The 20,689-nt window shown below is 44.9% G+C and carries 22 protein-coding genes; 6 read left to right on the forward strand and 16 right to left on the reverse strand.

What is annotated here, in order from left to right; genetic code table 11:
• Positions 1–112 precede the first annotated feature (112 nt).
• From NXH67_RS02240 to NXH67_RS02270, 7 genes are all read right to left on the reverse strand, one after another.
• Complete coding sequence (locus tag NXH67_RS02240) at positions 113–499, reverse strand: hypothetical protein (protein WP_272796223.1); 387 nt, start codon at positions 497–499, stop codon at positions 113–115.
• A gap of 18 nt (positions 500–517) precedes the next feature.
• Entirely contained in the window at positions 518–946 is a 429-nt protein-coding gene (locus tag NXH67_RS02245) for a hypothetical protein (RefSeq protein WP_272796224.1), read from the reverse strand.
• Positions 947–995: 49 nt separating this feature from the next.
• Positions 996–1,691: a hypothetical protein gene (locus tag NXH67_RS02250; protein WP_272796225.1), complete on the reverse strand. Its 696-nt coding sequence runs from the start codon at positions 1,689–1,691 to the stop codon at positions 996–998.
• 42 nt (positions 1,692–1,733) lie between these two features.
• Complete coding sequence (locus tag NXH67_RS02255; RefSeq protein ID WP_272796226.1) at positions 1,734–2,417, reverse strand: hypothetical protein; 684 nt, start codon at positions 2,415–2,417, stop codon at positions 1,734–1,736.
• A gap of 15 nt (positions 2,418–2,432) precedes the next feature.
• Complete coding sequence (locus NXH67_RS02260) at positions 2,433–3,707, reverse strand: hypothetical protein (RefSeq protein WP_272796227.1); 1,275 nt, start codon at positions 3,705–3,707, stop codon at positions 2,433–2,435.
• A gap of 242 nt (positions 3,708–3,949) precedes the next feature.
• Complete coding sequence (gene aspS, locus NXH67_RS02265; protein ID WP_272796228.1) at positions 3,950–5,758, reverse strand: aspartate--tRNA ligase; 1,809 nt, start codon at positions 5,756–5,758, stop codon at positions 3,950–3,952.
• 366 nt (positions 5,759–6,124) lie between these two features.
• On the reverse strand, positions 6,125–6,787 hold the full coding sequence (locus tag NXH67_RS02270) for a hypothetical protein (protein WP_022777923.1): 663 nt from the start codon (positions 6,785–6,787) through the stop codon (positions 6,125–6,127).
• A 354-nt stretch (positions 6,788–7,141) separates the two neighbouring features.
• Between NXH67_RS02270 and NXH67_RS02275 the strand changes: the two genes are divergently transcribed.
• Complete coding sequence (locus NXH67_RS02275; protein ID WP_272796296.1) at positions 7,142–7,453, forward strand: asparagine synthase-related protein; 312 nt, start codon at positions 7,142–7,144, stop codon at positions 7,451–7,453.
• Positions 7,454–7,611: 158 nt separating this feature from the next.
• Positions 7,612–8,031, forward strand: a complete 420-nt coding sequence (locus tag NXH67_RS02280; RefSeq protein ID WP_022777925.1) for a LysM peptidoglycan-binding domain-containing protein — start codon at positions 7,612–7,614, stop codon at positions 8,029–8,031.
• Between the two features lie 210 nt (positions 8,032–8,241).
• On the opposite strand, the gene NXH67_RS02285 is transcribed toward NXH67_RS02280, so the two are convergent.
• From NXH67_RS02285 to NXH67_RS02300, 4 genes are all read right to left on the reverse strand, one after another.
• Positions 8,242–9,042 (reverse strand): FRG domain-containing protein, encoded by an 801-nt coding sequence (locus NXH67_RS02285; protein WP_022777927.1) that lies wholly within the window; start codon positions 9,040–9,042, stop codon positions 8,242–8,244.
• Between the two features lie 181 nt (positions 9,043–9,223).
• Positions 9,224–10,711, reverse strand: a complete 1,488-nt coding sequence (locus tag NXH67_RS02290) for a hypothetical protein (protein ID WP_022777928.1) — start codon at positions 10,709–10,711, stop codon at positions 9,224–9,226.
• 160 nt (positions 10,712–10,871) lie between these two features.
• Positions 10,872–11,042, reverse strand: coding sequence for a hypothetical protein (locus NXH67_RS02295; RefSeq protein WP_196804954.1), 171 nt, complete (start codon positions 11,040–11,042; stop codon positions 10,872–10,874).
• A complete protein-coding gene (locus NXH67_RS02300; protein WP_022777930.1) occupies positions 11,014–11,175 on the reverse strand; it encodes a hypothetical protein in 162 nt (53 codons plus the stop codon). Before NXH67_RS02300 ends, NXH67_RS02295 begins: the two co-directional genes overlap by 29 nt.
• Positions 11,176–11,208: 33 nt before the next feature.
• On the opposite strand from NXH67_RS02300, the gene NXH67_RS02305 reads away from it, so the two are divergent.
• On the forward strand, positions 11,209–11,334 hold the full coding sequence (locus tag NXH67_RS02305; RefSeq protein WP_022777931.1) for a hypothetical protein: 126 nt from the start codon (positions 11,209–11,211) through the stop codon (positions 11,332–11,334).
• Here the strand turns inward: NXH67_RS02305 and NXH67_RS18420 are convergent.
• Positions 11,327–11,497: a leucine-rich repeat protein gene (locus tag NXH67_RS18420; protein ID WP_272796230.1), complete on the reverse strand. Its 171-nt coding sequence runs from the start codon at positions 11,495–11,497 to the stop codon at positions 11,327–11,329. The two genes, NXH67_RS02305 and NXH67_RS18420, sit on opposite strands and share 8 nt — an antisense overlap.
• A gap of 314 nt (positions 11,498–11,811) precedes the next feature.
• On the opposite strand from NXH67_RS18420, the gene NXH67_RS02315 reads away from it, so the two are divergent.
• Positions 11,812–11,979 carry a hypothetical protein gene (locus NXH67_RS02315; protein ID WP_022777933.1) on the forward strand — a complete coding sequence of 56 codons (168 nt, stop codon included), beginning with the start codon at positions 11,812–11,814 and terminating at the stop codon, positions 11,977–11,979.
• A 56-nt stretch (positions 11,980–12,035) separates the two neighbouring features.
• On the opposite strand, the gene NXH67_RS02320 is transcribed toward NXH67_RS02315, so the two are convergent.
• Positions 12,036–15,566, reverse strand: a complete 3,531-nt coding sequence (locus tag NXH67_RS02320) for a starch-binding protein (RefSeq protein ID WP_272796231.1) — start codon at positions 15,564–15,566, stop codon at positions 12,036–12,038.
• A 286-nt stretch (positions 15,567–15,852) separates the two neighbouring features.
• Entirely contained in the window at positions 15,853–17,187 is a 1,335-nt protein-coding gene (locus tag NXH67_RS02325) for a hypothetical protein (protein ID WP_272796232.1), read from the reverse strand.
• A gap of 159 nt (positions 17,188–17,346) precedes the next feature.
• Here NXH67_RS02325 and NXH67_RS02330 point away from each other — a divergent pair, with 159 nt between their 5' ends.
• Complete coding sequence (locus NXH67_RS02330; RefSeq protein WP_272796233.1) at positions 17,347–17,631, forward strand: hypothetical protein; 285 nt, start codon at positions 17,347–17,349, stop codon at positions 17,629–17,631.
• 24 nt (positions 17,632–17,655) lie between these two features.
• Here the strand turns inward: NXH67_RS02330 and NXH67_RS02335 are convergent, their stop codons facing one another.
• Positions 17,656–19,020, reverse strand: coding sequence for a sodium-dependent transporter (locus NXH67_RS02335; protein ID WP_272796234.1), 1,365 nt, complete (start codon positions 19,018–19,020; stop codon positions 17,656–17,658).
• Positions 19,021–19,212: 192 nt separating this feature from the next.
• On the opposite strand from NXH67_RS02335, the gene NXH67_RS02340 reads away from it, so the two are divergent.
• Positions 19,213–20,211 carry a sensor domain-containing diguanylate cyclase gene (locus NXH67_RS02340; protein ID WP_272796235.1) on the forward strand — a complete coding sequence of 333 codons (999 nt, stop codon included), beginning with the start codon at positions 19,213–19,215 and terminating at the stop codon, positions 20,209–20,211.
• A gap of 72 nt (positions 20,212–20,283) precedes the next feature.
• Here the strand turns inward: NXH67_RS02340 and NXH67_RS02345 are convergent, their stop codons facing one another.
• Positions 20,284–20,688, reverse strand: a complete 405-nt coding sequence (locus NXH67_RS02345) for a hypothetical protein (RefSeq protein WP_272796236.1) — start codon at positions 20,686–20,688, stop codon at positions 20,284–20,286.
• Position 20,689 lies beyond the last annotated feature (1 nt).

The raw sequence follows: 20,689 nt of genomic DNA on the forward strand, positions 1-20,689 counted from the left end.
CATAAACGGGGCTGCAAATATCTTAAGAAAAGTATTCCCAAAGGTAACCCAATGGGATAGGGGCATAGTGGACATGCCCTGTTCTGCATGCTGCGTAGAGCAGCCTGCAGGTTCATGCCGCGAAGCGGCGTAACAGAAACCTTTTCCGACGCAGAGTCGGTGAGGGTAGTTCATATTGGTAGAATGTATATCTTGATCCACTGGTTACATAATAATTCTTGTAAAAAGGGCGTTCCTGCCCATCGTAGTACAGTGTTCCTGAGGAGTTATAGGTTCCGTATTCCTGTGGGTCATAGCTGTACTTGGCCCGTATGATCTTACCATTTTCCTTGACGTAGGTTTTCTCCTGATAGTCTAATAAAGGCCTTATCCAATCGACATCCCTATATCTTGCTCCGTCAAGTGAAATAATCTCATCGAAGACTTCTTCGCCTTTTGGGGATGGGGCGAGTTTTGCCTCAATAGCAGCGGCTGCCGGTATCATCTTTTTCTTGTTCATACTTATCCTTAGCTGATCTCAATATATTTCCATGAACATTTTTTCTTCATCATAGGAACCAAATATTCCGGATATCTCCTCTTGAATTTCAGGATTAGAAAGCAAGTATTCAAAATAATTCTTGATATTCTTTGATACTACTTCCATTCCGTCATGCAAATTAGCAAAACACATTGCCCTTAGTATAATAATATCCTTATCGACAAGTTCAGCTTTTTTGCCCGTTTTTCGTTCGAGAAACTCTTGAAAGCTTTCTCCAGAAAGGCAAAACTCATATTGGTATAGTTCGTATTTTTTTCGGCCATCGATGTAATAAGGAGTTATGAGTGCTTCTTCCGCTAAAAGATCACCGGCATCTTTACTAATTAGATCTAATGCTTCATGGATATTCAGCAGGTCATCATCAGCTTGTATGCGATTATTTTTTATATAATTATCAAAAATCATGATTATCCTTCGCTGATCTCAATAGTCCCTCGTGCTTTGGTGCGCTCTATCAAATAAGCTTCATAAGCTCTTCAATCACTTCTGCTGAATGTTTCGGGTCATTATACCCCAATCCTCCATAGTAAGAGCAGTTCCTGCCATCCTCCGTAACAAAGACAATACGCCATGCATAGTTTGCGGTCGAATCAGTATCTGTCCCTGTAAATTCAGGTGTTTTTTCCCAAGCATCAACTTCATATCTCGATACAATTGTACTTAGTTTCTCAATAGCTTCTGCTGATAGAGCAACAGAATTGGTATCATCGGTGTAATATGCCTTCTGAGTCAGATCAAATACCTTTTTTTGTGCGAAAACTCCTTCATTAAGATAAACTCCAATTCGCACGATCTTGTCATCTTTTTTCACAGCATAGTCCGTATCTTTGTCAATGAAGCCATATAACCTGTCCATTTCCGTATATCTGTACATGTCCGCAGAGCCCTCATATATTTCATGGGCCTCCTCTGAGGTACAATCATCAGCGACCAGATCGTACGCTTCAACAAAGGCAACTACGTCCATCTCGTCAAAGTCTTCTTTTTTGAAATCATAATGTTCAACCAGATACTGAATATATTCCTGCTCCTTATTTGCTTCGGTATGTTCCGGGCTTATTTCTTCTATTTTTCCATTTCCTGTATTGCTACATCCAACCAATAATATAAATGTCAGTAAAAAGTTAAGACAAATCAACTGTCTTTTCATAGCTGGTCTCCTTTGTCCAAGTCTGTAATAGGACATATGCTATTAGCTTTTGCTTATCTCAATAAGTTTAGCTGCAAGATCCTCATATGTATCCGGAAAATGCGAACCATCAGGGGAATTGCCGGTGTAAACGTAGTTTGTTCCATCTTCGCCTTTAAATACCAGCTTCCATTCGTAGTTGCCTGTGGTCTCAGATTTTTTTCCGGTAGTATTGCTCTTCCACTTATATACTTCGTATTGATCGGTTATATCAGCAAGATCATCGGTAAACTCATGACCCACATTGTCATTAACGTAATATTTTCCAGTTGCAACGTCAAATACCGTTTTCTGAACATATGTGCCAGAATTAAGGTAAAATCCAATTTTGACAACTTTAGTTCCCTGGTTAATTTTATTGCTCCCTCCTGCGGTGAGAAGGATCATTTCCTCCGGGTAGTCTTCGTTTGTGAGCTTATCTCTGAAATTATCCAGGACTCTGTGCAGATCTTCTGAAGATCTGGCCTCTTCCCTAAAACGTCCAACTTTGGCAAAAAGCTCCAGGTCAATATTCTCTAGTTCCTCTTCCGTAAAACCATATACCTTTATTAGATATTCCTTATCATCAAGGGAATTAACATCAAACTCGATCATTTTATTTCCTCCATCAACTCTGTTATTATCTCCGCATCCTATCATAGTAGCAAAAGAAAATAATAAACAAATAACAACAATCACCTTTTTCATTGCATATTTGCTCCTTTATGGTTGGTAACTATTTGCATATTCCTCCAATATCTTGTATGACTCCGGGAAATACTCCTTCAGGTTGGCAAGGGCCTGATCGTCGCGCGCCATATTATAGGCATAAAACTCAGCCCATAGTTCTCTTCCGGGATTCTGAGTATTCTTCCAATAATCATCGCTATGACCATAATTATTGCGAAAAACGTTGCCTGTTACTCCGCCATAAACATCCGATACTGACTCCATCTCAACCGCACTATTATTATGATTTAAGCTTTGTTCAAGAACAATAGCATCATACAGATCTCTGTTTTCCTGGCTAAGCATATCAGGTCTTCCATTTTGAAATGCACCAATAACTGCATTTATATCCCCATTAGATCCAGCACCACCGGATTTTATTATAGAGTTAGCCATGCTTGTAATACTATGGGGATTATTGGGATTCTCATACACATCATACAGAATAGCCTCTTTGACAGTAACATCTTCTCCCATCGCTGAGCTGTAAGCTGTGAATGTTTGGGTATCATAGCCCCATGGCATAGACATATCTCCGGTATCATCTATACCGTGACCGCACTCATGGAAAAATGTCGTATAAGGTCCTCTCGGATCATCTGCAAAACTGTCAGGATAGTCCAAAGTAACATTCCGTCCAAATATTCGGCCGGGGGTATAGTATGCTTCGCCGTCCTTGTCACCATTAGCTATATCAAATCTCCATATATTCCGCAGGTACGCTGTTCTATAAGGTTCCGGAGCAGAATAAACCAAATACTTGATATTTCTGATATCATCTGCAGTTAGTTTATTATTCTTTCCTGTCTTTAGAAAATCATCCAGGTTTTTAGCAAGATAAGGATTATTCTTCTCAAAATCCGCAATAAGCTTATCTTTATCTGCATCCGACGTACTGTCAAGAAGCTGTTTTCCCTGAGTATTAACCTGTCCTGTGGTGCCATTTGCAGCTTGTGCAGCCGAATTAGTTCCATAGCCCGAATTGCGGCCCGTAATATTTCCAACTATGCTGTCTTCAGTATTGGTATACGCATTGCATATTGCAACCAGCGCCGTTTCCAGATTTCCAATTTTTTGTGATGAAGTCCTGGCCGTTTGTGCCAACACAGCAAGATTATCTGCAACAATGTCATAGCTGCTACTTATTCTTCTAAGTTCTTCAACAACATTTCCCATCTCGTTAGAGATGCCCATCACCTCAGATGCTGCATTTCCAAGTATTGATGCTGCCCCCTTGACCGAGCCGGGTTTAATCATAAAATTGCTCACTCTGTCCTTCTCCTCCTACTATTAGTCTGTTTCCATATTTCTTAACTAATCCCCAATAGGCTCTCTCCTTGATTTTATGATGCATTATAACATGGCAACTCTGAGAATAGTTGATTTTCCGACGAATGACACTTGAAATGGGATGAATGACATTTTCCGGGGATTTTTTTGACACCTATATCATAAAAAACCGCTATCGCATAATGCGATAGCGGCAACTTACCATAAAGCATGTATCCTAATTATTCATTCTCTTCATCAGCAGTAGTCTTGATGTGGAGCTCCTCAAGCTGCTTGTCTGTTACGTATCCGGGAGCACCCATCATGATGTCCTGCGCGTTCTTGTTCATAGGGAAAGGAATAATCTCTCTGATTGTGTCCTCTCCTGCAAGGAGCATTACCATACGGTCTACGCCGGGTGCGATTCCTGCGTGCGGAGGTGCTCCGTAGCAGAATGCGTTGTACATGGCAGGGAACTTGGCCTTAACGTCCTCTTCACCAAGTCTTACCATCTCGAAGGCCTTGATCATGATCTCGGGATCATGGTTACGAACAGCTCCTGAGGAAAGCTCGATTCCGTTTACAACAAGATCGTACTGATCTGCTGTGATGGAAAGAGGATCGATCTCGCCTCTTTCAGCCTTAAGAAGGGTCTCAAGACCGCCTGAAGGCATTGAGAAAGGATTGTGGCAGAACTCAAGCTCGCCGGACTCCTCGCCGATCTCGTACATAGGGAAATCAACGATCCAGCAGAACTCGTACTTTTCTTTGTCCATGTGACCGGGAACTGCTGCGCCGAAGGTCTTAACGATAACGCCGGCTGTCTTCTGAGCTGCTGTAAGCTTACCGGCAGAAAGAACAACCAGGTCGCCGCTCTTAAGTGAAAGAGCTGAAACCACTGCGTCTTTTATAGGTGCAACGAACTTGGAGATTCCTCCAACCAGCTCGCCGTTCTCATCCATTCTGAACCAGTATGCCTTGTTTCCGGACTGAACCTCTACATCGCCGATGGTCTTGTCGATGAACTTGCGGCTCTCCTTGAAGTCGGAAACAACAACTGCCTTGATTCTTACGTTGGTATCTGTGCCGTCCTCAGCCTTAGTAGCGAAAGGTCCGAAGCCGCAGTCCTTAAGAGCCTCAGTTACATCTGTAACAGTAAGGTCGATTCTAAGGTCGGGCTTGTCTGAACCGTATTTTTCCATAGCCTCAAGATAAGGAATTCTGGTAAAAGGAGACTTGGAAGCGCGGTCATAGGTACCATACTTCTCAAATACGGGAGGAAGTACATCCTCACATACTGCAAAAACGTCCTCCTGAGTAGCGAAAGCCATCTCCATATCAAGCTGATAGAACTCTCCGGGGCTTCTGTCGCCTCTAGCGTCCTCATCTCTGAAGCAGGGTGCGATCTGGAAGTAGCGGTCAAAGCCTGCTGTCATAAGAAGCTGCTTGAACTGCTGAGGAGCCTGGGGCAGAGCATAGAACTTGCCGGGGTGCTTTCTTGCAGGTACAAGGTAATCTCTTGCGCCCTCAGGTGAAGAAGCGGTAAGGATGGGAGTTGTGATCTCCATGAATCCGTGCTCTGTCATTGACTGACGAAGGGCTGCGATTACGTTGCATCTAAGGATAATATTCTTTTTAACCTCGGGATTACGAAGGTCAAGATAACGATATTTAAGACGTGCTGTCTCGTCAGCCTCTCTTGAGTGGTTGATCTCAAAGGGAAGCTCGTTGTAACGGCATCTTCCGAGGATCTCGATGGACTCGGGAACAACCTCAATATCACCGGTCTCCTGCTTGGGGTTCTTGGAGCTACGCTCTCTTACAACGCCCTTAACGGAGATTGTGGATTCCTTGGTGATGGCCTTGGCTGTCTTGACCATCTCTTCTGTTTCAAGAACGATCTGTGTTGTGCCGTAGAAATCACGAAGGACTACGAAGCCGAGGTTGGATCCTACTTCACGCATGTTCTCAAGCCAGCCAACAAGCTTAACACTCTCGCCGACATTTGCCATGCGCAGCTCACCACAGGTATGTGTACGTGACTGCATCATAATTTGTTACTCCATTTCTATTGATGAATTTAATCCGCAGTCACCATTTCAAAATATACAACGTCGCTCATAGTGCTGAGCACTGCAATCGCTCCTTATGCATATTTTGAAATGATGGCTGCTCATTTATAGCCAAAGGAATAGGAATTGACAAAGGCGTCATGCATTCCTTTAACCAATATTTGTAAAATAGCTGCTACTGTAATGTCGGCCTACAATCCCGGTCTGGATGATAAGGCGTAGTTAATGGGATAACCGCTGGGTTACACTGACAAAAAAGTAGCGTGATATCGGATGAAGGTCTGATATCACGCATTACATTTTAGAACATGATTATGTTTGTTGCAAGAAAAAACTGATATTGGGTTATTTAACTTTGTTGCCGCCCCATTCTACTACGGTAAAGCCCTTGCGCTCAGGTGCGCTTAAGTACTGAGGGTTGATCTTGATGAACCTCTCTGTAGGATACCAGGCCATGAATACACGGATGATGGAATCAGGCTCGGGAGTTACGGTAAGCTTGGCGTTCTTGTTATAGGTTCTGCCCTGGAAGCTTATCATGTTATAAGCGTTGCCCTGCATCTGCGGAACCCAGAACTCCATGAACTCTTTGGCCTCGGACTCGTTAAGTCCCAGCTGAGGAAGTGCTTCCTTGAGGAACGCCTCTGTATCAGCCCCTCTGATGCAGAAGCCTGAGTAGAAATCATATTCCCACTTTGGAGCTCCCTCCCAGAAGAGGTAATCGTAGTCTTTGCCCTCGAAGGTTATCTTGCCGTTCTTATTGGCGGTGCAGTTCCAAACATTCTCTGCATTGAACTCAGGTATGAGCTCGGTAAGATCTCCGTTGTAATCCAAACGCACTGAAACAGCAGTGTTATCTTCCTCGGGATAAAGGTAAATTACAGGCTTGAGATCCTGTCCCGTAGCGCAGTCATCTGAACTGCCATTTCCCGCCGGAGCACCGCTGCATCCAACACACATTATTAAAAGTCCCGATAAAATAAGACCCAGAATACTTTTCTTCGTCATAGGCATCACCCCCTATAGCTATTTTCATTGTAACTTACGGGGACTTGTCTGAAAATGCCAAAACCGCCGATAAAATCGGGGTTTTTTTGTACAAATTTTCTGAAACGTTTTCTGAAATATGGCAAGGGGATGAAGGGAATTGCAGTTTCCTTTGTTTTATGCGGGTTGTAGCGGTTTGTGCAGCGGTTGCTTTAGCGATTCATTGCGTTACTGTAATGTTTGGTTGCGAGCTGATTAACCTCCCGGCAGTTCCGGGAAATATCAATCCAGAGTATCTTTTTACCAAGACTTGCGGCTACATCACATCCAAACTAAGAGATACAGATCAAATATATAGCAACAGGCGCGACTTTTATCCGCACGTTTGTTACTGCGCTTTTTGGTCCTTATTCCGGAGCAAGATATGTTTTTCCGTTCCCGGATAAAGACGTTATTAATTATGCGGTGTCCATTCCAAGGCATCTGTACATAAACAATTGTCAAAAGAGATATATCTACAGACAGGCTTTCAAGGATATTATGCCAACGTCACTGTATGAATCAACGAACAAAGCCATATTCTTTTCGGAAGGTGAAATCAAGGAAGAGACCGATTGGTTTCCAAAAGAGCACATTGCCATCGCTGATCTGCTGACGGATATGTGCTATTTCCAGCATATGGCCTAGGTGGTAAAAGAGTTATAATTAGCCCGTGAGCCCAGTTTTGGTGCGGGTTTGCGAGGTGGCGTTTTTATTGTACTCCTTATTTGGGATTATTAGGATGTAAGAATGAGGTAATGATTTCGGATGATTCCAAGTGATTTCAAATGAGAGGAGTACGCGATATGAGTAAAGCACTTTTGGCCGCAGCAAAGATGTATGATGATCCCAGATTTTTATCTAAGAGCGAGATCCGCATTTATAAAAACAAGCTTCGACGTGAGAGAATTATTCGCAGACAGAAACTTGCTTTGGCGCTGGCAGCTGCAGTAGTGGTTTTCGTGTTTTCTTTTTTACTGTCTACACTAATACTTGATGCTCAGAGCGATGAGTATGCTCCTGAGTTTAAATATTACAAGCAGATCACGGTTCACAGCGGCGACACGCTCTGGGATATCGCGGCTGAGAATATTTCCTACGACCACTACAGCGATATTGCTTCCTATGTGGCGGAGGTTTCATGCATAAACAATCTCCCGGAGAATTGTAACATTCTGGCGGGAGAAAGTCTTATTATTCCTTATTATTCTGCAGAATTTAAGTGATCTGTATGTCAGATCAATGTACAGAGTTTTACATCAGCCATGGCGGTTCCTGTGATTGCCAGGGCTGTTGTTATTTTGAGCATTGTTTTTGTTATTTTTCTTACTGTGTTCTTCATGTTTTTTCCCTCTCTTTGTATTCGATATAATGCATCTTATCAAAGCAAGTATCACAGAAGAATCACAGTCTCGGATGATGTGATCTTAGGGGTGTTATCTTACGTAATAATGTCTTCCCAGCCATTTTGACAGGCCGTCAAGGCCCGGGTAAACAATGCGTTCTGAGACATTCTGGTGGTCAAGCATATCACGTATCTGCCAGCGGATTTCTTTTTTTATCACATATTTGACTGTCTTGTCCGTGCATCTGTCAAGGAAGCCCTGAATGTCTGCCATGTCATTGGGGATGACGGAGAAGAACGAGTATTGGTTGACGATCCTGACGTCAACCGACGGCGGCTCAATCATGAGCATTGAGGAGGAGCCCATGTCACGGTCGTAGGTGTCAAGGCTGTCGCAGGCTTCCGAGAGCATGTCCACGGAGAAGACGGTGGTGTTGTACTTCTTCGCGATTTTCCGGTATTTCTCCGGAAGGAGGTCATGAAGTTCGTGGATGTCCGTGCGCCACACGACGCTGTCTCTTTTTTCCATATCTTCCATATCGTTCTCGGTACAGGAGAAATGAAGCGCGATCAGCGGCGAAAATGACCAGTCCAGGAGCCTTGTTGGCAGTCCATGGTGCTGCCCGAAGATCATCTGCCGCCACACTGAATTCTCAATCGACGGCTCCTCCAGCACCGCGTACTTGGTGAAGTTCCGCAGCATGCAGGGCTCCAGCTCCTTTTTCTTGTCCTTGCAATTCCTCGATAGGCTCGTGGTCAGCTCAAACTCCGCGTCCGGCTGCCCCCGGTACACAAAGAGATTCCTGTTTCTTTTTAGGTCATTCCTGTATTCCTGCTCATTAAGAAGGTCGTACAGGTGGTCCATATCCTGAATGATCACAGTCTTAATCATAGGCTCACCCTCCACTACCATTGTACCATTTCCCGATCATCCACATCTACTTTTCCGTGTTGAAAAAATTGGGGTCTGACCCCAATTTACTTCATGGCAAGCCTCAAACCTTGATTATATCTGCACTTCAGTTTTTTCTAATTGTGTCTAAACTGTGAATTGGGGTCAGACCCCAATTTCATCACCAATCTATTGTTATGCTGAAAATTTCATTGTAATTGTTAATTGCGAATCTGAGTTTAGCGGTGCCTCCGTCGTAGGTCACATAGCACCAGTCAGGGGTATTATAAAAAGGTTCTATGCTGTCAGGCTCACCGTATTTTTCTTTTAGCAGAACAATACTGTCTCCCACCTGGATTCCTCTGGCGGTTGGGGTGGTGTTCAATAGGTAAAAATCGATATAGGTTGCCGGGCCTTCTCTTTTCATATCATCGTTGACAAGAACCGCTTCAAATCCATAATCGGAAGCCATGGCCTCAGGATAGCATAAATTCCATCTATAGCCGGCTTCAGCTGAAACAAAACCGTAGTTGCTTTCCTCATAGCGCTCAGGGTAGCCAAGGGCATCCACAATTTCTTTCCAATTGGTAGAGGGTCCAAAGGTGTTTCCGTTATAGGAGAATGTAACATCCTCGAGAGTGATGGGAGACTTATTTCCTCTGAGAATGTTTTTCACCATCAGTTCTTTTATCTCATAAGGTGAATAGGTTGCGATTCCAGCGGCGTCAAAAGCGTTTTTGTAATAGCTTCCCTCGTCGTAAATAGAAAGATCCTTGTGAGCACCCTTGTCGTCGCAGAGAGTATAGATTGTGTACCAGGTCCTGTCAGCCGGGTCCTCCTCAAAGGCATATTTGGTGGCCTGAATCCCCTTCCATTCAGCGCCGGATACGTCCAGGTTGATACCCACAGATTCCATGCTATGCGCATAGCCGCTGATCTCCAGATAATAGTATTCGGTGTAAAGATAATGCCATCTAAGCTCAGCGTCCAGATATCCGTAATCGCCACCCCAAATGTCATGGGATGCTGCACCGGCGGGAGAAACTGCTCCATCGGAGCTTACAGCCTCTTCATTTCTAAACATGTTCTCTTTGAAATATCCAATCGTAAGGCCATCGGCGGTGTCCTTCAAGATGAACTCTATCGCATGGTCATCAAACTTGGATTCTGTAAAAGCCACATCCACCGCCAGCTCATTAGCTCCGTCCTTGCCGCAGTCCAGAAGACGAGCATCTACATGGGCATCATTGGTGCCATCAAGAGCAAAGGATGAACCTTCAAAGGCTTCAATGAGCTCTTGAAGGGTGTAATCGGCGGTCAGGTCGAAGGCATCCTCAAGATCCTTGATGCGGTAATCTGCAGAGTCGGCAAAATGGGCCTTTGCTTCGTCCTTTAAGAAGGCGTCGAAGGTGGGGAAGGCAGTCAGATCGGGGGTGTCACGAAAGGTGGTGGTCATGCCGTTTTTGGGTTCCTCGGCAGTGGTAGCTACGGCGGCCTCTTCCTCAGTTGTGATGTTCTCCTTCGCCTCATCTGTTGATATTTCCACCTGAGTAATTGCTGATGTTGCCTCTTCGGTGGGTTCCATAATTATCGGTTCTTCTTTGGGGGCATTTAATGCGCAGCCGGTCAGCATCATTACTGCCATAATACCTGCAATTGGTTTTTTCATAGTAATCTCCAATTCTTCATATAATCTAGATTGAGGTCAGACCTCAGATTAATTCTATGCCAAACTACTGAGGCATTATAGTGTGGAATAGGCAAATTAAAGCAAATGAATTTCACTACGGCGCAGCCGTAATTTCATTATTTAATTATGAACGTTCCTTTTACGCTTCCGGCAAAGTTCCCCGGTAATTGCCCTTACCGTTGACGGTTATTTTATATTCGCCGGGGACCTTGAAGGCGCTCTTCTTATTCTCATAGGTAAGAGTATAGTCACGGCCCTCCTTCAGGGTGAAGTCGCCGCCTTCAAGGCTCACCTTTATGACAGGCCTCACGAATATCCGGTGTCACATCACCCCATTCTTCCTCATCGTATTCCGTATATACTTCACCGGACGGAATAAACTTAAGGTTCTTCCAGGTGTTCTCGCTGATCTTCTTCTCCCACTGCGCTCCCCTGAAGGTCACTTTTGAATACGCATTGCCAAAGCAGGAGGCAAAATGGCAATAATAGAAATATACATATTTTCCCAGAGTAAAAGAGTCTATGTAAGTGGATCTAAAAGCTCAATCTCCCAGTTTATAAACTCCAGGGAGCTCAACATTACCTGTAAGGTTTTTATGTGATCCCATCTCCCAATACTATCGGACTATAAATCTCACTTTTTTCAAAACAATGCTTGCCAAGAGTAGTGACAGAGTCCGGAATAACAGGCTTTTTTAAGTCTTTGCCAGTCCTTATCTTGTAAAAAGCATAGTCTCCGATCTCTGTGACGGTGCTTGGAATCATAGGTCCAGGTGGCGTTACAGACTTCTTCTGCAAACGCAGTGGCTGCGCAGCTCATAGCACTTCCTGCAGTAAGAATCGCAGTAAGGGCAATGATTGCAGCCGATTTTCCCAATCTTGTCAGTCCATATTTCTCCCAACAGTTTGTAATAAAGTGGAGACATCATAGCAGATTTCGGGCGATTCTACAAAAAGAGAATTAAATTCCCAATTGGGGGCAGACCCCAATTTTTTGTGTGACAAAAGTGTGATAGAAGAGGTGATAGTATAAATTTGTAAACAAAAACGAATTCTTGTGTGAAAGAAGGTATAGAAAAATGGGTACAAATATCTGTGAAAAGAACGGAAACAAAAATATAGCAGGCGGGGCACCCGCCGGAGACAATCTTGAGAAGGCGCTGGCTTCCTTCGGGGCTTTGGCGGCGATCTCGATTGTTAGAAAGAATTTTCCGGGATTCAATAAGGTGACAGGCACTGCATTATGATAAAGTGACAGGCACTTCAACATAGTGAAGTGCCTGTCACTTTAGTTAGGCAAAGTTTAGCCGATGAGTATTCCGTTGTCGTCGAAGGTGTATTTCTTGCACCAGCGAGTGATGGTGCGGCCGCGGACCATTTTGCCCTGGGAGTCAAAGAAACGTCTTCCGTCCTCGAAATCGACGAAGGAGCTTGTAACCCTGCCGCCTCTGACATTGATATAGTAAGTGTCACCATCGACTTCGATCAGAGAGTCTCTTACCTGCACGCCGTTAGCATCATAGTAATAGGTCTTGCCCCATTTGGTGTAGAATCCGGTTACTCTGTGACCGCTGGCATCAAGGTAGTAGATCTTGTCATCAACAGTTACATAGTCGGACCTTACCATAGATCCGTTGGCCTTGAAGTAGTAGATGTATCCATCGATTCTTGCAAATCCGGTTACCTTGGTTCCATCTTCCTGAACATAGCTGACTGTTCCCCACTTTGTCACAAATTTTCCGACAGGTTCGGGAATCTCAGGCACTTCCGGCTCCTCGGGGTTATAGCCCAGGAATTCGTATACAGTCTCTTTGCTCTCAAAGCTGTCAGTACTGCTCATGGTAAAATAGCACTTCTCCGCCGTAATATTTCTGTTGTCGCCCAGCTGCGTTCCGTTTCCGTTGTTAAAAATATATGTCAGAGTGCCTGTATTAAGCGGCTTCTCCGGAACCTCGGCGCTATACCAGTTACTACCCTCTTCTCTCACCATCTTTTTCCCGGGCCACTGCCCCACAAGGTGGTTGTACTCGCCGTTATTTCCACCGTAAACATAGAGGAAAACATCCTGCCATGCACTGTCGTCGGCCTTCTCGTTGTAGAAGTAAACCGTCTTGTAGGTCACCTCTTCCTGTCCCGAAATAGCTTCCATGGCCTCCTTCTTGGAGCCAAACTTACGATAGGTTATGCCATCGTGCATGAAGAAACGATACTTCATATCAGACAGCTTCATATCCGGTGTCTGCTTGCCATTGCCGCCGTTGTTGAAGATGATGTTCAGATCATCGCAGGCTCCCGCAGGAACTACAACCTTGTACCATCCGTCCTCATCCTTACTAACGGCCTGTCCTGGCCAATCGCCAAAGCTTGCAGCGCCCCAAATGTAGCAGCTTACTTCGCCCCAGCCCTCAGTGTCATAGAAGTAAGCAGTTGTATACTCTCCGGACACTCCCAGAGCCTTCTCCGCCGACTCCTTGTCCGTGAACCTGAGCACCGATAACTGGCTGCCGCTATTCTCCGCATCTACTGCAAAAAAGATCTCTTTTCCGCCTGCAGAAATATTTGTAATATCTACTGTCTGAACGCCGTTTCCGTTATTAAAAATCACATTGAAGGCATCAAGAACTTTATCCGACTTGATATCAGCTCTCCACCAGCCTTCTCCCTCATTAACCGCAGGCTCCCCCGGCCATCCGCCAAAAATCTGCTCACCGCCATCGAGCCAGCCATAGGCATTGACCGCACTCCAGCCTTCTGTATTAAAGAAATATACGCTGTAGCTGTGGATTCCCAGTGACTCCTCAGCCTCTTTTTTCGAATAAAACAGCTCCGATGACCTGGGTGTTGCAAAAGTTCCGCTGTCCTCAGTAATCACATACTCAGGTGAAACCAGGGTTCCGTCTTCATTCTCGAAACGTATGCCAAACTCCTCTGCCAAAACGGTAACACTAAACCAGCCATCGCCCTCATCCTCGGTATCAAGCGCCTCTCCGCCATCTACTCTTGCTTTAACCTGTGACCAGTTATCTGCATTGTAGAAAGAAACCACCTTGCCGGTTCCATCCACTCTATCGGTAAGAACAACAACGCCTCTGGCAGCTACAGTTCCGGAAATCACACCGTCTTTTACCAGGAAAATAGCACTGCTGCCCTCAACCTGATCACGATAGATACCGTCAGTCAGCTGCGTCTTGCAATTTACAGCCGTCTTCTCACTACCTGCATTAACGATAACCGCGCCTTCAACAGCATCGCCCTTTCTCTCGATCATAAGGACCTTGTTGTTGCCGCCGGGATTAGACAGATACTCGTTTACATCTCCCATTTCCCTGCGGAACTTGTTAACAGCCTTGACCTCAGGAGCCTTGTAGATATCGCTTCCAGCCTCGCCGATAAGGTTGTCACCATATGGGCTCTCAGGCGAAGAATTATTGGGCCTACTGAAGAAAAGAGGTGTTCCGGCCTTCCTTGCGCCGATGATGGACCAGCCAAGGATGACATCTCTGTCGTAAATAGACTTCCAGCAGCTGTCGCCGTCATTCATATAAGTATCATGGGACTCAACCCAGGTCACAAGGCGCTCTGCATCTGCTTTGTATGTGCTGCCATAAGCTGTATCGTCGTAGATCTGATAATCCAGAATCCTGTTAACAGACAAATTGGTGCTTGTCAGAGCAGATCTGATGCTTGCACCGTAGTTGCTGGCCGTTGTTCCGCCAATATACTGCTGGTAAGCTGCCAGTCTGTCATTGGTTCCCTGCAGAACCTCGCCGTATACAAACAGCTCATCGTAGCTCTTGGTTCCGACCTCAGCAGAGTACTCATCAATTGCCGCTCTCATATTTGGGTAAAAATTGTTTCTGCCGGGATCTGATGCATAATCTGAAGGAACCGGATCGTCAGGCAGCGCAATATGCTTGGCCGTATCGATTCTGAAACCGTCAGCTCCCAGATATACGCAGTCCTTAAGGAACTCGTAGAAATACTGTTGGAAGCCTGCATTCTCGGTATCCACATCCGGAAGGCCGCCCATCTCATAGTAAGTGAGCTCCAGTCTGTCGGTGTAACCACCCGCTGTCTTACCTGTTGTATGGTAAAGAGCATCGCTTCCACCTGCTGCCTCGTACAAAGCATCAGCAATCTGGCTGTAGGTAGGTGTTGTATGGTTTGGCAAAATATCAACGATGACTGCGATACCATACTCATCAGCCACATCGCACATGTGCTTGAACTCATCCCTACTTCCCAGCTGATAGTTACCGATAACCCAGTCGGTGGGCTGATAATGATACCACCACATTCCGTCGGGGCCGTGAAGATTCATGCCCGGATTGGTGGCAAGACATTCATTTATAGGCGAAGTCTGAACCGCAGTATAACCTGCATCCGCAATATCCGCCATGTTCTCTGCAATGGTGTTGAAACTCCAGCAAAAAGCATGAAGTATAGCACCGTCATGTACACTGTCTCTTGTTATGAGACTGTTGTCAGCCTCTCTCTTATCCCTTGGTGCAACGGCATAGGTTCCCTGCTCTGCCACAGCCGCAGTTGCAGGCTCGACCTCATATTCCTCAAGAAGCTCCACATCATCCGCATCCTCGTCTGCACCGAAGTCCTGGAGAATTGCTTCTTCTGCCTCATCTTCTGAGGCCACATCAGCTTCTACCGCATCATCTACGGTATCTTCCTCCGTCTCCTCTACGGTTTCCAGAAGAATTACTTCATCCTCCGGCTCAGCCGCATAGGCTCCGGAAACGTTTCCGAAAGAACTCAAAAAAACAGACAAGCCAAGGCCTGCCGCAGATACCACTCTGCCCCATAGTTTACCCCTTCTCATACTTCCTCCTTGCTTTCCTTTAAAGAATTGGCAGTTTGCACTGCCTGTTGATAGTTACAATGTGATAAACCGATTAACATTTATAATAAAATTATAATTTTACTGGGGTTTCTGCGTCAATTGTTGAAACTCATCCATTTTTCGGAAACGTTTTCGGTAAATTTGTATAATTAACATTAACCTATGAAATTGGGGTCTGACCCCAATTTTTTTCTCGACAAGCCTCAAGCCTTGATTTTATCTGCATTTCATTTTTTTCTATTTGTGTCTAAACTGTGAATTGGGGTCAGACCCCAATTTCGCCATAAGGAATATATATTACATACTCACCATGTCCATGTGGCACCATGCCATCATCAATATAGATCAGCTCCATATGTGTCGGATACAGGAAAAGCTTGGTCGTATCATACCCTGCGTACTCATAAGCTTTTTCATGAATATCTTCTTCGCTGCACCCATAAAAACCATGCTGCGCATCCGGATTCTTAGTATAGAAATCATAAGTGGCATCGGCCACAAGCTTCTTGAAAGCCTCCTCATCCTTGCCAAGATACTCCTGAAGATCCAGTCTCTCACCTGTATTCATGTCATAGAGAAACTGCTTCTCGGAGAGCCATGGATGGGGAGCTGTATGAATGTCCGTCTCTGCGCTGACAGTTATAGCCAGGATGTGGTCATCTATAAGGCATACGTTTTTTACCTTTGAGTAATAATATGTAGCATTGTCGCCATCGTTGGTGCCGCACTCATCCTTCGAGTTGTCGTAAATATCATCAGGCCTCTCCGAGATCATGTCCTTCTTGATCAGTTTGTTTATTTCCTTAGCCTTTGGATACTCATTTTCATCAAGGATCACATACTCCTCAAAAGTATCGATGATCTGTCTGTGACAATCAAGGCAAAAATAGTCTCTTGTCTGATAATCCGTTTTGTACCTAACCGACTCTTCCCTCGCTATCAGCTCTTCACGCCACATATCCCACAGCTTGGCAAGCTCATCCTTCGGAACATTGTTAAACAGATTGCTGAGCATCTTATTGAAATCCTTGTTGGTGGGCATGTATCCGCCGCAGGCCTTCAGCTCGTAGTCGTTCTCATCATATAAGATAAGGAAGTCGGAATAGCCATCACAGACATCCTTTTCCAACTCCGGGTCCAGCGTATAGAGCTTATTCCTGTCAATTCCGCGGGTAATCCCGTTGTACTGAGCATCGCTTAGAGGTAAAGATGTCATATAAATATAGTTATGTTCTCCGTCAGAAGGCGCATATACAAGCAGCTCTTTGTCTGAGCTGACGATTACCTTAAGGCTGAAGCAGTCATACCATATTCCCCAACTGCTGCCGCCGTAATATGAAGCAACGTAGTATTTATCAGAAAAAGTCGGCACCTCAGCGGTTTCTTTTTTCTTAAAAAGGCTTCCCTTTCCGGCTTTCTTATCACTCTTGTCCTTGTCATCACCGGAATTTTGCGCCGGATTCTCATCTGTTTTCAATTCCACCGTTTCGGCTCTTTCCTTGGGCAAATCCTTTGCGCTCTTCCAGTTAAAAAAACATATTCCCCCGAAAACAGCTGCTGCCGCCACAACTGCCGCTATCGTTATTATTTTCTTTTTCATACCATATATCTCTCTGTCAATCTGACGTATTTTTCTATTATTCTAGAGCGATAAACGCTACTCTTAAATGCCGAAAAAGGCAAAATATACTGTGATATTTCTGTGATGAATCAAATGCTAACATAATAACATCAATCAAAGAAAAAAGGAGAATACACTATGAAAAAAGTATTCGCAGCAGCAATGATCATATTCACATTATCCACCGCATCCATGACAACTCTGGCAGCACCCTCTCCCTGCGCAAGCAAAGACCAGGCCACCTGCATAGCTCTTAAAGACGCAGGCTACGATGAGGAAGACACCCTCTATACCTATGCCAAAAAGGTCTTCGTAAACGGAAAAGAAGCCTACACGGTGGAATTCCGAGTAGGCTTCGTTGAATATGAATATGTTATTGATTCCGCAAACAGTGCTGTTATCAGCACCGTTGTCAATGACTGACTAATGGGTCCTGTTGTTACTCCGTTACATCTGTATTATTCCTAATACATTTAATACAGCGCTCACCAGGATAACCACTACAAATATAGGACACAGCACCGTGATCATCACGGAAAAGATCTTCTTTCTTCTGAAAGGATGACCATCCTGCTCCACCTCTTTGGTGATGACATCGATTCCCATATGCTTGGTAACAAGAATGCAGGTCATCAGCGCCGCAATGGGCATCATGATGGAGTTGGTCAAAAAGTCAAAGAAATCAAGGATCTGCATCTTCATAATGGTGACATCAGCCAGAGGGCCGTTACCCAGTGAAGAGAGACTTCCCAGAACGATCATAACCAGTGCCATTATCACGACGCCGCGTCTTCTGCTCCATCCGAACTCATCTGAGAAGGTGGAAACTGCGCTCTCAGTAAGGGCGATGGCACTTGTCACCGCTGCAAACAGCACTAGCGCAAAGAACATGATTCCGATAATCTTACCAAATCCCAGACTTGCAAAAATCTTAGGCATAGTAATAAACATCAAGGATGGTCCTGCCTTTAACTTGCTCTGATCTCCTCCGTAAAAAGAGAACACCGCTGGAATGATCATAAGGCTGGCCATAACAGCGATTGCTGTATCAAAAAACTCCACCTGTCTTGTGGACTCATGAATGCTGACTTCTTTTTTGACATAGGATCCGAAAGTAATCAGAATTCCCATGGCAATTGACAGGGAATAGAACATCTGGCCCATGGCCGTTACCACCGTCATAATGGAAAAATGTGCAAAATCAGGAATGAACAGGTATTTCACGCCCTTCAGCGCTCCCGGTCTTGTTACGGAATAGACGCAGACTCCAAGAGCCAGCACCACCAGCACGGGCATAACAAACTTGGAAAATCTCTCGATTCCGCGCTCAACTCCCATGAAGATAACCCCAAGAACCAGTGCTGTAAATATGATGAACCATATCTCGGAAGCAGTTCCGTCGGTGATGAAATTCACGAAGAAATCGTCAGTGGCCACATACTCCGCATCGCTTCTGATATATTCAAACAGATACTTGGTAACCCATCCGCCGATAACCGAATAATAAGGCACGATCAGAATCGGAATTATGGCATTTATCCAGCCTCCGAAGCCCATGAGTTTGTTGCTCCCCAGAGCATGAAAAGCTCCGACGGGACTTTTTTTCGTATATCTGCCGATGGCGGTCTCAGCCACGATCATGGTATAGCCAAAGGTCAGCGCCAGCAGAATATATACCAGCAGGAAGATTCCTCCGCCGTACTTGGCGCACAGATATGGGAACCTCCAGATATTTCCCAGTCCCACGGATGCTCCTGCCGCCGACAGTACAAATCCTATTTTACCCGAAAAAGACCCTCTTTCTTTTTTCAAAACACTTAACCTCCCAAACTTATGTAAACTTAACCTCTAATATACCATAAAAAACATCAACTCGTACCCCTCAGTTATTTATAAAGCTTTAATTTGAGCGAATCCCATTAAACATAGTATAATCATAATGGTATACAGTTTACATTTCATCGCTAAGACGTCTCGTATGACTCCGGAGAAATGATGCAAAGCATGATTTATTCGCCATTTGACATTGCCATAATTATTCTAATTATTGCGTTACTGGCATTTCTATGCGCTTTACCTGCAATTCTTTCGAAAAAGCACACAAAAGCAGAGACCTATGGCCTTGTATCAAATGCCATTATGGATATATATTCTTCCCTTGCCTTGATCGATCTTAGCCAAAACTTAGTCATCCCTATTAACCCGGGCGAGATTGACGAGCAGGTTTTTAAGGGGCAGAGAACCATCGTCCCCAGCAAAGAAAGGGTTCTCGCAGCGCGCCTTGCCGCCAAGCCCTTCAGAGAATCCCTTGCTCAGTTTATCAGCATGGATACAATACGGGAGCGCATTGGAGGTCTATCTAACATATCCTATGAATACGTTGACAACGATGGTAAATGGACACGTCTTCATTTTATAGTTGCCGAAAAAGATTCAAATGGCGTCGCCCAGCAGATCATCTGGGCTACAGAGCCCATAGACGAAGACAAGAAAAGACAAGAGCAGTTCAAGGCTCTCGCCGAAACTGACTCTCTTACACATACTCTTAACCGAAGCGGCGGAGAAAATGTTATCTCAGAGCTTCTTCTTGACGGCAAAAAAGGTATGTTGCTGGTAATTGACGCAGATCACTTCAAATACGTCAACGAAACCTACGGCCACGACAAAGGCGATGAGGTCATCATCACCCTCGCCAATGTACTCAAGGATACCTTCCGCGAAACAGACGTATTATTCAGGCTTGGCGGAGACGCGTTCGTAGTCTTCGTCGCAGGCGTCGACAGCGAAGACCTTGGCTACATCGCCATCAACAGACTCTTTAACAATGTAGACATAGTATCCTTCGAGGGCATAAATGACTGGAAGATCAGACTCAGTATCGGGGCCGTTCTGTTTGGTGAAAATGATAAGGATGCCTTCTCAGTTCTCTATCACACCGCAGACAAGGCCATGAACGAGAGTAAGAAGCATGAAGGAAACTATATAACTTTCGCAAATTCATAAGCATCATGCAAATAATAAACAGCGCCGGAGGCTTCCATACACTTCCGACGCTGTTTTTTATACTCTAATGATTTAATTCTTCCTGGCCCATCCAAACCATATGTCCAGAATGGATCTGGTGCCGATCTTGAACTTCACTGTCTTGGTTCCGCTGTAATTTCCGATTCCCATGAAAGTAACCTGCGCAGTTCCTTTGTACTTGTTTGCCACATAGCTACCGGGGACAACCATGAGGTCTCCGGTCTCACCTCCGTCAGTACTAAGCTTCAGCGGTGTTTTACCCTTACCGATGGTCGCCTGAAGCAGCTGATCCTGTGAGGTAATGCAAATAGGATTTCCCTTGTTATAGCTCTGATCCTTGATCTTGATGGTCGCCTTGGAAATGTCGTTAACGGTTCCCGCAGGAAGAATGGTATAAGTGGCTTCTACTATATCATCGCTGTAGCCGCCTCTTCCTGTTACCAGGACTGTTATCACA

Source organism: Butyrivibrio sp. DSM 10294, assembly GCF_028539135.1.
Classification (GTDB): domain Bacteria; phylum Bacillota; class Clostridia; order Lachnospirales; family Lachnospiraceae; genus Butyrivibrio.

What these genes read in the sequence shown, in the direction of transcription:
- NXH67_RS02245 (WP_272796224.1), bottom strand. Translation starts at nt 946, where the DNA reads ATGATTTTTGATAATTATATAAAAAATAATCGCATACAAGCTGATGAT.
- NXH67_RS02250 (WP_272796225.1), bottom strand. Translation starts at nt 1,691, where the DNA reads ATGAAAAGACAGTTGATTTGTCTTAACTTTTTACTGACATTTATATTA.
- NXH67_RS02315 (WP_022777933.1), top strand. Translation starts at nt 11,812, where the DNA reads ATGGGTACAAATATCTGTGAAAAGAACGGAAACAAAAATATAGCAGGC.
- NXH67_RS02280 (WP_022777925.1), top strand. Translation starts at nt 7,612, where the DNA reads ATGAGTAAAGCACTTTTGGCCGCAGCAAAGATGTATGATGATCCCAGA.
- NXH67_RS02270 (WP_022777923.1), bottom strand. Translation starts at nt 6,787, where the DNA reads ATGACGAAGAAAAGTATTCTGGGTCTTATTTTATCGGGACTTTTAATA.
- NXH67_RS02285 (WP_022777927.1), bottom strand. Translation starts at nt 9,042, where the DNA reads ATGATTAAGACTGTGATCATTCAGGATATGGACCACCTGTACGACCTT.
- NXH67_RS02320 (WP_272796231.1), bottom strand. Translation starts at nt 15,566, where the DNA reads ATGAGAAGGGGTAAACTATGGGGCAGAGTGGTATCTGCGGCAGGCCTT.
- NXH67_RS02325 (WP_272796232.1), bottom strand. Translation starts at nt 17,187, where the DNA reads ATGAAAAAGAAAATAATAACGATAGCGGCAGTTGTGGCGGCAGCAGCT.
- NXH67_RS02330 (WP_272796233.1), top strand. Translation starts at nt 17,347, where the DNA reads ATGAAAAAAGTATTCGCAGCAGCAATGATCATATTCACATTATCCACC.
- NXH67_RS02255 (WP_272796226.1), bottom strand. Translation starts at nt 2,417, where the DNA reads ATGAAAAAGGTGATTGTTGTTATTTGTTTATTATTTTCTTTTGCTACT.
- aspS (WP_272796228.1), bottom strand. Translation starts at nt 5,758, where the DNA reads ATGATGCAGTCACGTACACATACCTGTGGTGAGCTGCGCATGGCAAAT.
- NXH67_RS18420 (WP_272796230.1), bottom strand. Translation starts at nt 11,497, where the DNA reads ATGATTCCAAGCACCGTCACAGAGATCGGAGACTATGCTTTTTACAAG.
- NXH67_RS02340 (WP_272796235.1), top strand. Translation starts at nt 19,213, where the DNA reads ATGATTTATTCGCCATTTGACATTGCCATAATTATTCTAATTATTGCG.
- NXH67_RS02305 (WP_022777931.1), top strand. Translation starts at nt 11,209, where the DNA reads ATGGCAATAATAGAAATATACATATTTTCCCAGAGTAAAAGAGTCTAT.
- NXH67_RS02240 (WP_272796223.1), bottom strand. Translation starts at nt 499, where the DNA reads ATGAACAAGAAAAAGATGATACCGGCAGCCGCTGCTATTGAGGCAAAA.
- NXH67_RS02290 (WP_022777928.1), bottom strand. Translation starts at nt 10,711, where the DNA reads ATGAAAAAACCAATTGCAGGTATTATGGCAGTAATGATGCTGACCGGC.